Here is a 13919-nt window from a genome sequence, read left to right on the forward strand (position 1 = left end):
CGGGCGCGCTGATCGCGGCGTCCATCCTGTCGGGACGGGTGGTGGCGCCGCTCAGCCAGGTCGCCGGTCTGCTCACCCGCCTTTCCGCCACCCGCGCCGCCATCGGCCGGCTTGATCAGTTCATGGCCAGCCCGCTTGAAGCCGGCAGCACCGCCAGCGTACGCCGCGCCCGGCTGGAAGGCGCCATCGAATTGCGCGATGTCACCTTCAAATATCCCGGCAAGGGCCAGACGGCGCTCTCCGGCGTCAGTTTGCGGATCCAACCCGGCGAACGCGTGGCGATCATCGGCCGGGTAGGCTCGGGCAAATCCTCTGTCGCGCGGCTGGTGCTGGGCCTGTATCAGCCCGATGCCGGCCAGGTTCTGATCGATGGCGCCGATATCCGCCAGCTGCACCCCGACGATCTCAAAGCCAATATCGGCGCCGTGCTGCAGGATGTGACGCTGTTTTCCGGCTCGATTCGGGATAACATCACCCTCACCGATCCGGCGCTTGATGACGATGAACTGATCCGCGTTTCCAAGCTGTCGGGCACCCACGATGTGGTTGGCGCGCTTGAAAACGGCTTTGATCTCACGCTCGCCGATCGCGGCGAGGGGCTTTCCGGTGGCCAGAAACAAGGCATTGCCATCGCCCGCGCGCTGGCCGGCAAGCCGCCAATCCTGGTATTCGATGAACCCACCAGCGCCATGGACAACCAGAACGAGGCACAATTGGTGGAGCGGCTCAACACCGAACTGGCGGGCCGCACGTTCCTGCTGGTCACCCACCGCCAGGCCATGCTGAAACTGGTCAACCGCGTGGTGGTCATCGCCGGCGGCAAGATCGTGGCCGATGGCCCGCGCGACGCCGTGCTCAAAAGCCTGGCCGGCGACGGCGGAGCCCAGACATGAGCCGCTTCACCGATCGCGTGCTGGGGCTGGGACAAAAGGAACGGGATTTTCCCGGCCTGCTGCTGTGGAGCATCGTGGCGCTTACGACGATCACGCTGGTGTGGGCGGCACTGGCCCGGCTCGAGGTGGTGATCGCCGCCACCGGACGCGTCATCCCGGCTTCGCAATTGCAGATATTGTCCAACCTCGAAGGCGGCACGCTGGCCAGCATCGCTGTGAAACCGGGGCAAAAAGTGGCGGCTGGGCAGTTGCTGATGCAGCTCGATCCAGTGTTGCGCGCGTCCGATGCGGCAGTGGGCCAATCCAGCGTTGATGCGCTGGCAGTGCGCGCTGCGCGCCTGACCGCCGAAGCGCGCGGTGACCTGCCCAACATCAACATGCCCGATGTCGATCCCGCCATTGTTGCCACCGAACAAGCGCTGGCGCGCAGCGACACCATCGCACTGGGCACCGAACGCAGCATGGCATTGGCCCGCCAGGAACAGGCCAGCCGCGCCGCCGCCGAAGCCGAAGCCACCCTGCTGCAAAAGCAGGAGGCGCTGCGCCTCGCCGCCCGTGAGGAAACGGTAATGCGCCCGCTGGTGGAACAAGGTGCCGAACCGGGGCTGACGCTGGACCGCGTGACCAGCCAGCGTGTGCAGGCCGAAGCCGGTGTGCGTGCCGCGGAACAAAATTTGCGCCGCGCCCGGGCCAGCATAACCGAAGCACAGCGCGGCGTATGGTCGGTGGACACAAGGTTTCGCAACCGCGCTGCCGAAGCTTTGGCCGTCACCCGTGCCGAACTGGCCAGCCGCAGCGGGCAGCAACCGGCGCTGGCCGATCGGTTGGCCCGCACCCAAGTGCGTGCGCCGGTGGCCGGCATCGTCAGCCGCCTGCGTGTCACCACGCCGGGTGCTGCCGTAAGCCCGGGCGAACCGCTGGTGGAATTGGTGCCGGCTGGTGACAAATTGCTGGTGGAAGCCAGGGTGTCGCCAGCGGATATCGGCTTCGTCGCGGCCGGACAAAAGGCGCGAGTGCGAGTTTCGGCTTATGATTACAGCATCTACGGCGCGCTGGATGGCACCGTGCAAAACGTCGCTCCCGATGCCGTGGTGGATGAGCGCACCGGCGAAGTGCATTTCCTCGTGCGCATCGCGCTGCCCGGCGATTGCTTCCCCACCGAAAATGCCGGCTGTCTTCCGCTGGGTCCGGGCATGTTGGCCGATGTCAGCCTGCTGGGGCCAAAACGGTCGGTCTTGTCCTACCTGCTCAGCCCACTCACACAGATTTCCAGCAGCGCTTTCCGCGAGAAGTGAGGTGCGCGAAGCGCCCGAAGCTCAGCTTTCAGCGCGATATTCAAGCAGATCGGCCACCGTGCAGCCAAGCGCAACGCACAGGCGCGCCAACACATCAAGGTCAACACGATCAGCTTCGTCATGGTAAAGCCGGGTCAGCGTACCGCGGCTGATCCCGCTTTGGCGGGCCAGCTCTGTGATCTTCAGGCGACGCTCGCCCAAACGCACCGAAAGCATTGATCGCACCGGCATATTCGCCCCCCCATACCAACTCAGCCGCTATTTAAATGACGCCCTTATGACCTCACGGCGCCATATGGGCGCAATATGTCTTTGAATGATATCGAAAATTACCCTTACGCGTGCAAAATCAGAATATGAAGCGCCCCAACACTGCCATTTACCAGAAATTTCTACTGTCTCAATGTCACAACGTCATGGAAATGACTACAGGCATAGCGTAAATTCACAGTTTATCAATTTTCGTCGCTTGTCTGTTGTCGGTATGTGCGGCCGCCTTAGCTCGGCGGCCTGTATTGATGCCATGGTCTTTAGCCGCAGCTGCGCAGACAGGATCGGCGCAGCCGGCCGGCCATTGGCGACAAATTGCAGGCGCCGCGCAAGCTCGAGGGCAAGCGCGTCAACGCTGATTGGCGGGCGGGACAGCCGGTTGCGGAGCGCGGCTGAGCGGCTTGAGGCCCGCTGCCTTCAGAGCAGCGTTGGCCGCCGGCAGACCGGCCAGCACCGCTTCCAGTGCCTGCAACTGCCGCCCCAACTGGCCCGACAGCTCGGCAAACACCGCCAGCGCGCCATCGGTGGGCGGCGCATCGGCGCTGTCGATCACGCCGATCAGCCCGGCCAACTTGTCGTTGAGCTTTATCGGGTAATTGAGCGGGTCCTGCCGGCTCTGGTTTTTCACCTGATAGATTTCGGCCTCCACCACCGCCAGCCGGTCCATCAGGGCCGTTACCGCCGCCGCTATCGCCGTGCCGGCCTTGGCGCGGTCCTGCGCTTGGCTGCGCAGGCTGCGCACCAGCAGAACGGCTTGATTGGCCTCGCTCACCCGCGCGTTCACTGCCTGGGCCAGATCGAACCGCGCCTTCAGATCAGCCTCGGTCACGCCAATCACACGCGGATCGCGGGTGATGGCAAAGCCCTGTTCCTGAACCTTGCCATCAACAATCAGCCGCACCTTGTACGCGCCGGGCAACGCCAGCACACCGCGATTGCGGCTGGTCCACAGGATCATGTCGTCAAAGGCGGTAAAGCCGGGGTGACGCATGCCCCAGGTGAAGCGGTTCATGCCCGCCTTCAACGCGGCGGTGGGCGGCCCCTTTGGGGCATCACCGTCGTCCTCGTCCTCCCCGCCAGCAGGCGCTTCGTCCTTCTTCGGCTCTTCGGCTTTTCCGGCGAAACGCTGGATCACCGCGCCATCGCTGCCCAAAATCTCGATGGCCAAGGATTTGGGGACGGCGCCAAGATAATAATCGATTGCTACCCCGGCATCGACCCCGCGCACTGCGCCAGCCGGTGTAAACAGCCGGGTAGCATGTGCGGTGCCGGGGCTGATCTGGCGCAGCACATCGATATTGTCCATCACCCAGAAACTGCGGCCATGGGTGGCAATCACCAGATCATGATCGGTCACCGCCAGATCGGCCACCTGCACCGCCGGCAGATTGGCCTGCAATTTGTGCCAGGCGCTGCCGCCATCAAAGCTGGCCCACACGCCGCGTTCACTGCCCACATACAGCAGACCCGGGCGCTTGATGTCTTCACGGATAGACCGCACCATCTCGTCAGCCGGCAGCCCGGCGGCGATTTGAGTCCAGCTCTTGCCGTAATCGCTGGTTTTCCACGCGATCGGCGTGAAATCATCCATCAAGAACCGGTGGCCGACCACATATGCGGTGCCGGGGCTGTGGGGGCTGTCTTCCACCGTGGTGATCTTGGTGAATTTCGGCAGGCCGGGCGGCGTGATGTTGGCCCACGTCGCCCCGCTATCGCGGGTGATGTGCACCAGCCCATCATCAGATCCGGCCCAGATCACACCGCTTTCCAGCCGTGACGGCGCCAGCGCAAAGATGGTGGCATAAGTTTCCACCCCGGTTTGATCGCGGGTAATCGGCCCGCCCGAAGGCCCAAGCGTGGCCGGATCATGCAAGGTCAGATCCGGGCTGATCTTCTCCCAGCTCTGGCCTTCGTTGCGGCTGCGCCAAACGTGCTGCGAGGTGACATACAGCGTGCCGGGCGCATGGCGATCGAACACGATCGGAAAGGTCCACTGGAAGCGTTCGGCGATGTCGCCGGCGCTATAGCCCATCGGATTATCGGGACGCAAGGTGATGGTGCGGCTTTGCCCGGTGCGGTGGTCATAACGAGTGAGCAGACCGCCGTAGCTGCCAGAATAGTAGATATCGGGATTGCGCGGGTCGGGCGCGACATAGCCGCTTTCACCGCCGCCCGCGGCAGTGCCATACAGGCCGCCCAGCACATTTTCATGGCCCCAGCCGCGTGATGGCACGCAAATGGTGCTGTTATCCTGCTGGCCGCCACAAGCATAGTATGGCTTGTGCGCGGTCAGGCCCAACCGATAGATTTGCGCGGTCGGGAAATTCTGCTTCGTCCAGCTGGTGCCGCCATTCACCGACACGTTGGCGCCGCCATCATTGGCCTGCACCATTCGGTTGTTATCATCCGCCGCGATCCACAGATCGTGATTGTCGCCGTGCGGTACCTTGATCTTCTTGGTGAAGGTTTTGCCGCCATCATCGGAACGGTGGAAATTGACGTTGAGCACATACACGCGCTCCTTGTCCTTCGGGTCGGCAACGATGCGGGTGTAGTAAAACGCGCGCTGGCGCAGGTCGCGGCTGTCGCCCCGCTTTTCCCACGTCTTGCCGGCATCGCTGCTGGCATACACGCCGCCGGCCGCTTCGTGTTCGATGATGGCATAAACGCGATTGGGATCGGCCGGCGACACGCTCACGCCGATCTTGCCTATCAGTCCATCCTTGGGCAGCCCCGGCGCGCGGGTGATCTCGGCCCAAGTGTTGCCGCCGTCCGCGCTTTTGAACAGGCCGCTGCCCGGCCCGCCGCTCGACATGCCCCACGGCTTGCGCCAGGCTTCCCACAGCGCGGCATAGATCACATCGGGGTTGGCTGGGTCGATGCTGATGTCCACCGCACCGGTTTTGGCGTCGCGGTACAGCACCTTGCTCCAGTTCTTGCCGCCATCCTTGCTGCGGAACACGCCGCGATCATCGTTGTCGGCGCCATAGTGGCCAAAGCCGCCAACGAAAACCGTATCGCAATTTTTGGGGTGGATGCGCACACGGCTGAAATTGTGCACGGCGGCCAAGCCGATCTTGGCCCAGGTCTTGCCGCCGTCGCTGGTTTTCCACACGCCGTTGCCGGGCAGCACATTGCCGCGCAGCTGTGCTTCTCCGGTGGCGGCATAAACCACATCCGGATTGGCCTCGCACACCGCCACGCTGCCAAAGGCCGCCGTGTCGGTCTTGCCGTCGGTCATCGGCTGCCAACTGGCGGCGCCGTCGGTAGTTTTCCACAGGCCGCCGCCGGCTGCTGCAAACCAATAATCGTTGGGGCGTTTGACGCTGCCCGCCGCCGAAATCGAGCGGCCTCCGCGCGCCGGGCCGATGTTGCGCCATTTCAGGCCGGTGAAATAGGCTTCTACCCCGGCCGGCGCTGTGGGCTTTGCGGCCTCGGCCGCCGATGATTGCCCGGCAATCATCGCCGCTGCGCTGACAGCCACAAGCCAAGATGCACGCATGATCATTCTCCCCTGTTGCCGCCGTCGTAGCACCGGCACAGCGGGAGGCAATCAGCTTTGGCGTCAACTCAGCGGGTGAGGATCGCAGTGATCTCGTCGACCGGATGGCCCGTCAAATCCTTGTCGATCTCGGCAACGATACGGGCGCTCACCGCGCGGCTGTAATGCCGGCGCAATTCGGCCAGAGTTCGCGGCGGCGCCACCACCACGATGTCCGCTCCGCCATCGCTTTGCGCACGGCCACAAAGCAACGCAGCGGCTTCAGCAGCAAAACGATCCTCGGCCTGTTGGTGCCAATCGGTTTGCTCAACGGCACTGGGCGTGCCGCTGGCATTCGAAAATACCCGGCCCGGCTGGTCAGTTCCCATATCACGGGTGGGCACGCCGCTGCGCTCGCAGCTGGCCTCCACCTTCAGGACGAGTTTGCGGAAGTCTCCGGTGTTGCGCAGCAGCAGATATTTCTGGCCATCGGCAACCAGGATCAGGGCATTATGGTGCAGGTTCATATTCGCTCCCGTCGGTTTGAGCGCCCCCACTACAGCGGCCGCATCAACGCCGCGCCAGCCCCGGATTCCCCGTATAGTGCCAAACTCAGTGCGGCTCAGCCCAGCGCCCGCCAAAAACTGTACAGGCTGCTGGCCAGCAACAGGCCGCCCACCATCACCAGCAGGCGCGCCGCCGGCACTCGGCTGGCGATGATCGCCCCGAACGGCGCCGCCAGCAGGCCACCGATGATCAGGCCGATCGCCGCCGTCGAAAAAGCGGCCAACCCCAACTGCGAGATGAAGCTGGCTGACACCGCCAATGTGACCAGAAATTCGGCACTGTTCACCGTGCCGATGGTGGTGCGCGGCGGCGCGCCCTGGATCAACAGATTTGAAGTGACGATCGGCCCCCAGCCGCCTCCGCCGGCGGCATCCAGAAAACCGCCAACCAGTCCGAGCGGCGTAACCAGGCGCGGCGGCCGCGCGGGCGGGCCATGATCCAGCCGCCACGCCCGCCACAGCAGATAGATGCCGATGCCGGCCAGATAGGCCATCACGAAAGGCCGCGCGACGCTGGCGTCGATGTTGGACAGCAGATAGGCCCCGGCGGCACCGCCGATCATGCCGGGAATGGCCAGCCGCGCCAGCAAGCCCCAATCGACATTGCGATAGATGATGTGGCTGATGGCCGAAGCCGCTGTGGTGAAACATTCCACAAGATGCACATTGGCCGAAGCCCGCGCTGGCGGCAGCCCAAAAATGCCAACCAGTATCAGATTGGAGATCAGGCCAAACGCCATGCCCAGCGAGCCGTCCACCAACTGCGCCAGAAAGCCCACAGCGATCATTGGCAGCAATGCCTGCACCAGTTCGGTGGACAGATCCGGCAATGGCATCAAAGCTCAAGGGCCGCAGCACGCGGGCTGGCCGACGGCGGCGGGGTCGCGCGCATCACGCCAATGCCTTGTATCTGCCTTGCACCTGCCGATACCATCCTGTGTTGACCGCCTCACGCTGTCGTAACACCTGGCGGGCGCAGGGCAAGCCGGGATGCCGCCAAACGTGGCAGACATGCGGCAAGCATTTGCTTGGGATGCCCAAGGGCAGCTTTGCACGGTGCGGCACGACCTTGCCCCGCCATTTAAAACATGAACCATTAGTTAATATATAATTACATTTTATTGAGAATTCTGCTTTTCCATTGCATAAGCAGAACAACCAAGGTTTCATTTGGTTATTACGGCTCGTGGCATATCGAGTCGGATGGGGGAATATAAAATGCACACCACAGTTTCACGCGGCGTAATCATTGCTGTGCTTGCCGCGGCTGGCCTCGCTTCGACGACGGCAAACGCGCAGCTCATCAAATATGCAACAACCAAACTACCGCCGGCGATAAACACTGATGCGGGTCAGACGTTCGGCGTGGATAATGGCGGCATTTCGGCCCCGGTCTTCAACCTCGGCTCGCTGTCGAAGGGTTTTGAAGGCATCAGCCAGTACGACGTCGCATCGGTCGCCCGCAACTTCATTCCGCCAGATACTATCGGCGCTGCTGGCCGCACTCAATATGTGCAATTCACCAACGGCGGCTTCGCGGTTTACGACAAGGCCAGTGGCCTGCGGACAGCATTCACGTCTGACACGGCATTCTGGCAGGCGGCCGGGCTGCAGGGTGTGCCCAATGGCGACCAGCGTGTGCTGTTCGACGCCACCTCCAAGCGCTTCATCGCGATTTCGTTCGGTGCCAACACCAAGGATCTGCTCGTCGCCGTGTCGAACACGTCGAATGCACTGGGTGGCTGGAAATCCACCAGTTTCGAAGGCTTTGCCCCGCTGGCTGCCGGTGCGCGCACGCTCGCCGACTATCCGACCCTGGCGATCGACAACAATGCCGTTTACATCGGCACTAATGATTTCGGTGCGGCAAGCGTCGGCGGCGCGACCAATTTTCGCGGCACCACGCTCAACGTGATCCCGATTTCCAGCATCATGGCTGCGGGTGGTCCAACGGTTGCCGGCAACGTTCAGTTCAAGACTGCCTTTACCGGAGGGCCCGGCGATGATTACACACGGGGCTTTGCCATCCAGGGCGTCAACAGCCGCGAAAGCACCGACGGCGTTGGCCATATCATCGCGGCGTCAATCAACGATTACGGCCTGACCCGCTATGATGTGCTGAATGCCGGCACCGCCGGCGCGGTTCGCACGGCCACATTCAGCACGACGATCGGTACCGACTATCTGAGCAACAACCCGGCGCGTCAGCCTGCCACCGATGCAATTCTCGGCAACCCGGCCCTGCCCAATGGCATCGCCGCCAACCGCCGTATCATCGATTCCTTCGGTGATCAGATCAGCAGCAGCGCCTTCGAACACGCCGGCAAGATCTACAGCGTCCACACCGTCACCGAAAACGGCACGGACCGTACCGTGGTGCGCTACACGGTGCTCGATACCGCCACCAACGCCGTCCTTGATGAAGGCAGCCTGGGCGATGCCACGCATGATTTCTATCAAGGCTCGATGGCGGTGAACCGGTTTGGCCAGGTGGTGATCAGCTACAACCGTTCGGGGCTGAACCCCACGGACGGTCGGTTCACGCTGGCGGCGCGGATTTTCAAAACCAACGCACTCGGCCAACTGGTTGAACAAGGCAGCGAGATCGTGCTGCGTGTCAGCGACACCGACGATTATCACAATGGCGCCCTTTACGGGCGGCCCGCCGCCGGGCGTCAGCGTTGGGCAGATTATTCCAGCGTCACGCTCGACCCGATGTCGGTCCACAGCTTTTGGGTGACGGGCACGTTCGCGCGCGAATATAATCTGGAGGCGTTCGGCCATCCGGGCGGCACCGGTGGTTCGCGCTGGGGCACCTATATCGCCGAAATCAACGCCGGCGCCGTCCCCGAACCATCGAGCTGGGCGCTGTTGATCGCCGGGTTTAGCCTTGTGGGCGCGGCAGCACGGCGCCAACGGCGCGTAACAGTCGCCGCCTGACGCGGCGCAGCCACCTGACAACGGGGCGCGGCGTCACGGCCGTGCCCCGTTTCGGCTTGCGGCGCAGCTAACCTCGCAGGCAGGGACCGAGCCATGCTCAATATCTTCACCACTGCGGCCGCCCTGACGCTGGCATCCGCACCCGCTGTTTCGCCCGTTCGGCCACCCGCGCCGGCAGCGCCGATTCTGGCCTTGGCCGGCAACTGGGCCGGGGACGGGTTCGCGGTACGTTCGGCCCCAACAGGCACCATCGTCCAGGGCCGATGCGCATGGGGGAAAATCGAAGGGCGCACCGCGCTCAACCCCGACGGCAGTTTTCGGGCGACGGGGTATTTCAACCCCTACAGCTCGGACGTCAAACGGCTGTCCGATCTTGGTCGGCGTGATCAACCCACCGTGTTTGACGGACGGGTCAATGGCCAGACACTTCGGTTGACGCTGCGCATCGCAAACAAGCCAGCGCGGCAGCTGGTGCTGCGACGGAACGCCAATATCAAATTTCCCAAATGCACCTGCTCCGGCAATAGGCTGGCGTTGGCGATCATGGTAACGTTCGCCGCGGTGCAAAGGAACAACGCATGTCGAGTGTCAAAGTGCACGCAAGAACCGGGATTGCAGTCGTTATCGGAGGCATGTTGATGGTTGGTGCCGCAAACACACACGCCGCCGCCCATCCCGCGCTGGCGGGCGAATGGGGCGGCCCCCAAGTGAGAATGTCGCTTGGCCCGGCGGGCGGCCGGATCGAATTTTCCTGTGCGGCGGCAACCATTGATGCAGCGGTGCACCCCGATGCCGCAGGCGTGTTCAATGTCGCTGGCCGGCATGAAGACTTCACCAGTGGCCGGGCCACGGCCGACGCGCCCACACTCACCACGCCGGCGCGCTTCACTGGCAAGGTTGACGGCGATATCCTGCAACTTTCCGTAAAGCGGCAAGGCGCAGCGGCCGAAACCTATACGTTGCAGCGCGGCCGGCGAACAAAGCTCATCCGCTGCCATTGAATGCGGCCAGCGGCACGGGTCCATCGTCAATGCTGTAGTGTATCGGTTTGAAGCTGCCGTTGTTCGATTGCAGCGCGGAACAGGCCGTCAGCCCGATAATCAGATCCATTTCCGCCTCCAGCACGATCCTGTCCCCGGCCTTGCTCAACGGCGGCAACACCTTGAGCTCCCCGCTCACGCCGTCAACCGCGACATTCATAAACAGATTGAACGCCACCGGAATGCGATCGGGCGCGATGCCGAACGGTTCCAGCGCGGCTGCCAAATTGCCAAAACAGCCGCGGTGGGGCTGGCTGTCGCCATAGATGATCCGGAACGTGTCTTTCGAACACGGCGTCAGCAGAAAATCATGCCGGCCCACCGTGTCTTGGATGATGCGCAGCATGATGTTGGACCTATTGGAATAAATCGGGTCAGGCGCAGTCAGATAAATCCGGCTCAGATAATCCAGTGTCCGCCCCGAAGAAATCACCTCGTCGCTGTCGGCTCGGGCAAAGGCCAGAAGATCGGACACCTGCTCGCCGCATGGATCGATGACCGTCAGTCGCTGGCCCCGATCAAGCGCAAATGCCGCGCCCGACCGTGGGGAGATTTCATGCCTCATCTTGCGCCTCCTGCGCGGCCGCATCGCTTGGCGGCTGCGCCCCGGCGCCGCGACCGGCATAGGGGCATTCCCAGTCGGCATCCACCGATCTCCCACTATATTGCCGCGCCTCCGATACCTGGCCGTGGCGCGCCAGCATCGGATTAGGCGTTCCCGCAAGCCGCAAATCACGGTCGAGAATCGAGGATCGCAACTTTTCATAGCGGTCTTGCGCGCGCAGCTGCTCGAACTGATCGTGCAGATTGAATACCAGCGCCGGCCGCTCGAACCGCCGCGCCGGACGGCTCGCACCTGGATGCAGCCCGACCACGAAAAAAGCTTCGCCGCCGAAACTGAGCGAAAAATGCGGGTCATCTGGATCGTCATTCACCCGGGCATCGTGCGCATTTTCCAGCAACAGCGCGTCCTTGTCCGCCAGCGATTGAATGCGTTCCCACAGCCGCTCTTCAAACTCGGCTTCGCCAATCACCTCGGGCTGTTCAAAGATCACCACAAGGGTTTGGAACATCTCGCGATCGGCGCGATAATCTTCAGCCAGCTGAGTGATTTCCGGTAGGATGCGCAGATCATCCCACGCCGATCCAAGATCACGGCAGACAATGATCCGCATGTTGTCACGCGCCAGCGCCGCCTTGGCGCCGACACACGGGAACGCAGGATCGCGGACAAAGCTCTGGAATTGCTCGGCGAGAGCGTGAGGGGCGGGCATGGTATCTCCAAATTGCAGACGATGAACCAGCGACTTCCCGAAAGGTTCCTGGCGTGAGCGCCGCACCGAATGGATGGAACCCCGCCAAAACCCAGACGGTAACCCGACGGAAGCCCGACGGAACAATGCCGAACACCGCACGTTGAATGAGTGATTTTGCCGGAGAATGTGAATGGCCGCCCGCCCATATCGGAAAGGCCAGCTTCGTCTGACCCTGGTCTCGATTCCGGTGGAAATCTTCTCCGCCATCAGCAGCGGCGCGTCGATCGCCTTCAATCAGATCCATCAGCCTTCGGGCAAGCGCATCAAGCTGGAGAGCAAGAAGACGCTTGAGCTGACGCAGTTCGTCGACAGCAACGCCATCGATCCGATCTATTATGAAAAGCCCTATTATGTCGTTCCGGCGGACGATCTGGCTGAAGAGGCCTTCATCGTGCCGCGCGCGGCGCTGCGCCGCCGCCGCAAGGTCGGCCTCGGCCAACTGGCGACGCGCGGCGAGTGGATCATGGTCCGCCTCAAGCCGCGCGCTGGGGAGAAGCGTGAGAACTGGCTGCTGCCATGGCGGCGGATGCGTTTGCTGCGGGGTCGCACGAGCTTTGAAACGTTGCAGGCCGCGCTGTAGGATGCTCCCGGCCGCATCGACTATTTCGCGTTCGATCTGCTGATGTTGAAAGGCGAAGACCTTACCCAACTGCCGCTTGCCGAGCGCAAGCAGCGCCTGGCCGCGCTGGCTAGGGTCAGGACCCATTGATCTGTGCGTCTCGATCTGATTCAGGCTCCGCAAGGAGACTGCGGATGAGCGACCTGTACTGGTTAACCGATGAGCAGATGGCGCGGCTTGAGCTGTACTTCCCCAAGAGCCACGGCAAGCCACGGGTTGATGATCGGCGGGTGTTGAGCAGCATCGTTTTCGTGAACCGCAACGGGCTGCGCTGGTGCGATGCACCTCGGGAGTATGGTCCACACAAGACGCTCTACAACCGATGGAAGCGGTGGGGGGAAAGAGGCGTTTTCCTCTGCATGATGGAAGGACTGGCCGCCGCGAGCGCCGCGCCCAAGACGATCATGATCGACGCGGCATCCCTCAAAGCGCACCGGACGGCATCGAGCCTGCGGGTTAAAAGGGGGGTCTTGGGCGGCTCATCGGCCGCACCAAAGGCGGCATGAACACCAAGCTCCACGCTCCACACTCCACGCTGTCACCGATGCCGACGGTCGCCCGCTCAGCTTTTTCATGACCGCTGGCCAGGTCAGCGATTACACCGGCGCTGCAGCGCTACTGGATGATCTGCCCAAGGCACAGTGGATGCCCGCCGACCGCGGCTACGATGCAGACTGGCAAAGGGCATAACGCCCTGCATTCCGCGACGAAAATCCCGGGCTATCCCCATCAAATACGATAAGCGCCGCAGCTGCATCGAGATCATGTTCGGCCGCCTGAAGGACTGGCGGCGTGTCGCCACCCGTTACGATCGATGCCCGACCGTCTTCTTCTCCGCCATCGCGCTCGCCGCCACCGTCATCTCCTGGCCGTGATCAACGAATCCTGAGCCTAGAGCACGTCGTTGCCTGCCGTGCCGGTGAACACATCGGGGCCGTCGAGGACTGTGATTGCGACCGTCTGGTCATTGACCGACGTGCCGTCCGTAGCGCGAACGACCACGTCATAAACATTGTTGGCGCCGACATCTGCGGGGGCAACAAAACTCTGCGCCGTCCGAAAGCGCAGCAACCCGGTTGCCGGGTTGACTTCGAAAAGCGCCGAATCAGCGCCGCCGACAATGGCCCAGATAATCACTGCGCCAGGGTCGAATCCGCTTGCTGTCAGAATTGACACATCGGTGGTGCGCTCGGCAACATCGAAGCTGGCTGACGCGCTGCTGATGCCTGCGGCCGCAGAAGACCGCGTGAAATTCTTTGCAAGCATACCAGCCCCCGACAACAAGCCGGCCCCCGAGACCGACTGAAATCCAATTCGCAGGATAGCTTGTCAAATCGCATCCAAACGCGACCCCCTTATCGCGTCCAATTTCGACCCCCTGATGGTGTCGGAATGCCACGGTTCGAATGGTTTTGGCGCGGTGATGGGGATGGCGCTGCTGGAGAGGCTGGAACGCAGGGAGGGCGTAGCCCGACCGGAGTTTCAGCCTCTCCAGCAGC

Annotated in this window: 13 protein-coding genes and 2 pseudogenes; 8 read left to right on the forward strand and 7 right to left on the reverse strand. The window is 62.7% G+C overall.

Annotated elements, in window-relative coordinates; translation table 11 throughout:
• A partial coding sequence (locus tag ACESL8_RS06220) for an ATP-binding cassette domain-containing protein (RefSeq protein WP_372916925.1) occupies positions 1–893 on the forward strand: 893 nt, incomplete at its 5' end.
• Complete coding sequence (locus tag ACESL8_RS06225; protein ID WP_372916927.1) at positions 890–2188, forward strand: HlyD family type I secretion periplasmic adaptor subunit; 1299 nt, start codon at positions 890–892, stop codon at positions 2186–2188. The genes ACESL8_RS06220 and ACESL8_RS06225, both read left to right, overlap by 4 nt.
• 21 nt (positions 2189–2209) lie before the next feature.
• Here ACESL8_RS06225 and ACESL8_RS06230 read toward each other — a convergent pair whose 3' ends face one another.
• From ACESL8_RS06230 to ACESL8_RS06245, 4 genes are all read right to left on the reverse strand, one after another.
• The gene (locus ACESL8_RS06230) at positions 2210–2419 is read right to left on the reverse strand and encodes a helix-turn-helix domain-containing protein (protein ID WP_372916929.1); all 210 of its coding nucleotides are present in this window, start codon (positions 2417–2419) and stop codon (positions 2210–2212) included.
• A gap of 388 nt (positions 2420–2807) precedes the next feature.
• Positions 2808–5960 (reverse strand): WD40/YVTN/BNR-like repeat-containing protein, encoded by a 3153-nt coding sequence (locus ACESL8_RS06235; protein WP_372916931.1) that lies wholly within the window; start codon positions 5958–5960, stop codon positions 2808–2810.
• A gap of 68 nt (positions 5961–6028) precedes the next feature.
• The gene (locus tag ACESL8_RS06240; protein ID WP_372916933.1) at positions 6029–6466 is read right to left on the reverse strand and encodes a host attachment family protein; all 438 of its coding nucleotides are present in this window, start codon (positions 6464–6466) and stop codon (positions 6029–6031) included.
• A gap of 95 nt (positions 6467–6561) precedes the next feature.
• On the reverse strand, positions 6562–7341 hold the full coding sequence (locus ACESL8_RS06245; protein ID WP_372916935.1) for a sulfite exporter TauE/SafE family protein: 780 nt from the start codon (positions 7339–7341) through the stop codon (positions 6562–6564).
• A gap of 1993 nt (positions 7342–9334) precedes the next feature.
• Between ACESL8_RS06245 and ACESL8_RS06250 the strand changes: the two are divergent.
• From ACESL8_RS06250 to ACESL8_RS06260, 3 genes and pseudogenes are all read left to right on the forward strand, one after another.
• A pseudogene (locus tag ACESL8_RS06250) lies at positions 9335–9445 on the forward strand (PEPxxWA-CTERM sorting domain-containing protein); the annotation flags it as partial.
• A gap of 93 nt (positions 9446–9538) precedes the next feature.
• Positions 9539–10084: a hypothetical protein gene (locus ACESL8_RS06255; protein ID WP_372916937.1), complete on the forward strand. Its 546-nt coding sequence runs from the start codon at positions 9539–9541 to the stop codon at positions 10082–10084.
• Positions 10084–10446: a hypothetical protein gene (locus ACESL8_RS06260; RefSeq protein ID WP_372916939.1), complete on the forward strand. Its 363-nt coding sequence runs from the start codon at positions 10084–10086 to the stop codon at positions 10444–10446. Before ACESL8_RS06255 ends, ACESL8_RS06260 begins: the two co-directional genes overlap by 1 nt.
• Here ACESL8_RS06260 and ACESL8_RS06265 read toward each other — a convergent pair.
• Both ACESL8_RS06265 and gntA read right to left on the reverse strand, forming a co-directional pair.
• Positions 10430–11050 carry a DUF1989 domain-containing protein gene (locus ACESL8_RS06265; protein ID WP_372916941.1) on the reverse strand — a complete coding sequence of 207 codons (621 nt, stop codon included), beginning with the start codon at positions 11048–11050 and terminating at the stop codon, positions 10430–10432. The genes ACESL8_RS06260 and ACESL8_RS06265 overlap by 17 nt on opposite strands.
• A complete protein-coding gene (gntA, locus tag ACESL8_RS06270) occupies positions 11040–11759 on the reverse strand; it encodes a guanitoxin biosynthesis heme-dependent pre-guanitoxin N-hydroxylase GntA (protein WP_372916943.1) in 720 nt (239 codons plus the stop codon). Before gntA ends, ACESL8_RS06265 begins: the two co-directional genes overlap by 11 nt.
• Positions 11760–11931: 172 nt before the next feature.
• Between gntA and ACESL8_RS06275 the strand changes: the two genes are divergently transcribed.
• The 3 genes and pseudogenes from ACESL8_RS06275 to ACESL8_RS06285 all read left to right on the forward strand — a co-directional run bounded on the left by ACESL8_RS06275 (position 11932) and on the right by ACESL8_RS06285 (position 13295).
• Entirely contained in the window at positions 11932–12381 is a 450-nt protein-coding gene (locus tag ACESL8_RS06275) for a Ku protein (protein ID WP_372916945.1), read from the forward strand.
• Positions 12382–12396: 15 nt separating this feature from the next.
• Positions 12397–12510 (forward strand): hypothetical protein, encoded by a 114-nt coding sequence (locus tag ACESL8_RS06280; protein WP_372916950.1) that lies wholly within the window; start codon positions 12397–12399, stop codon positions 12508–12510.
• 44 nt (positions 12511–12554) lie between these two features.
• A pseudogene (locus ACESL8_RS06285) lies at positions 12555–13295 on the forward strand (IS5 family transposase).
• 16 nt (positions 13296–13311) lie between these two features.
• Here ACESL8_RS06285 and ACESL8_RS06290 read toward each other — a convergent pair.
• On the reverse strand, positions 13312–13704 hold the full coding sequence (locus tag ACESL8_RS06290; RefSeq protein WP_372916947.1) for a cadherin repeat domain-containing protein: 393 nt from the start codon (positions 13702–13704) through the stop codon (positions 13312–13314).
• Between the last annotated feature and the right edge of the window lie 215 nt (positions 13705–13919).

This window comes from Sandarakinorhabdus sp. (genome assembly GCF_041689835.1).
Classification (GTDB): Bacteria; Pseudomonadota; Alphaproteobacteria; order Sphingomonadales; family Sphingomonadaceae; genus Sandarakinorhabdus.

What these genes read in the sequence shown, in the direction of transcription:
- ACESL8_RS06225 (WP_372916927.1), top strand. Translation starts at nt 890, where the DNA reads ATGAGCCGCTTCACCGATCGCGTGCTGGGGCTGGGACAAAAGGAACGG.
- ACESL8_RS06230 (WP_372916929.1), bottom strand. Translation starts at nt 2,419, where the DNA reads ATGCCGGTGCGATCAATGCTTTCGGTGCGTTTGGGCGAGCGTCGCCTG.
- ACESL8_RS06235 (WP_372916931.1), bottom strand. Translation starts at nt 5,960, where the DNA reads ATGCGTGCATCTTGGCTTGTGGCTGTCAGCGCAGCGGCGATGATTGCC.
- ACESL8_RS06240 (WP_372916933.1), bottom strand. Translation starts at nt 6,466, where the DNA reads ATGAACCTGCACCATAATGCCCTGATCCTGGTTGCCGATGGCCAGAAA.
- ACESL8_RS06245 (WP_372916935.1), bottom strand. Translation starts at nt 7,341, where the DNA reads ATGCCATTGCCGGATCTGTCCACCGAACTGGTGCAGGCATTGCTGCCA.
- ACESL8_RS06255 (WP_372916937.1), top strand. Translation starts at nt 9,539, where the DNA reads ATGCTCAATATCTTCACCACTGCGGCCGCCCTGACGCTGGCATCCGCA.
- ACESL8_RS06260 (WP_372916939.1), top strand. Translation starts at nt 10,084, where the DNA reads ATGGTTGGTGCCGCAAACACACACGCCGCCGCCCATCCCGCGCTGGCG.
- ACESL8_RS06265 (WP_372916941.1), bottom strand. Translation starts at nt 11,050, where the DNA reads ATGAGGCATGAAATCTCCCCACGGTCGGGCGCGGCATTTGCGCTTGAT.
- gntA (WP_372916943.1), bottom strand. Translation starts at nt 11,759, where the DNA reads ATGCCCGCCCCTCACGCTCTCGCCGAGCAATTCCAGAGCTTTGTCCGC.
- ACESL8_RS06275 (WP_372916945.1), top strand. Translation starts at nt 11,932, where the DNA reads ATGGCCGCCCGCCCATATCGGAAAGGCCAGCTTCGTCTGACCCTGGTC.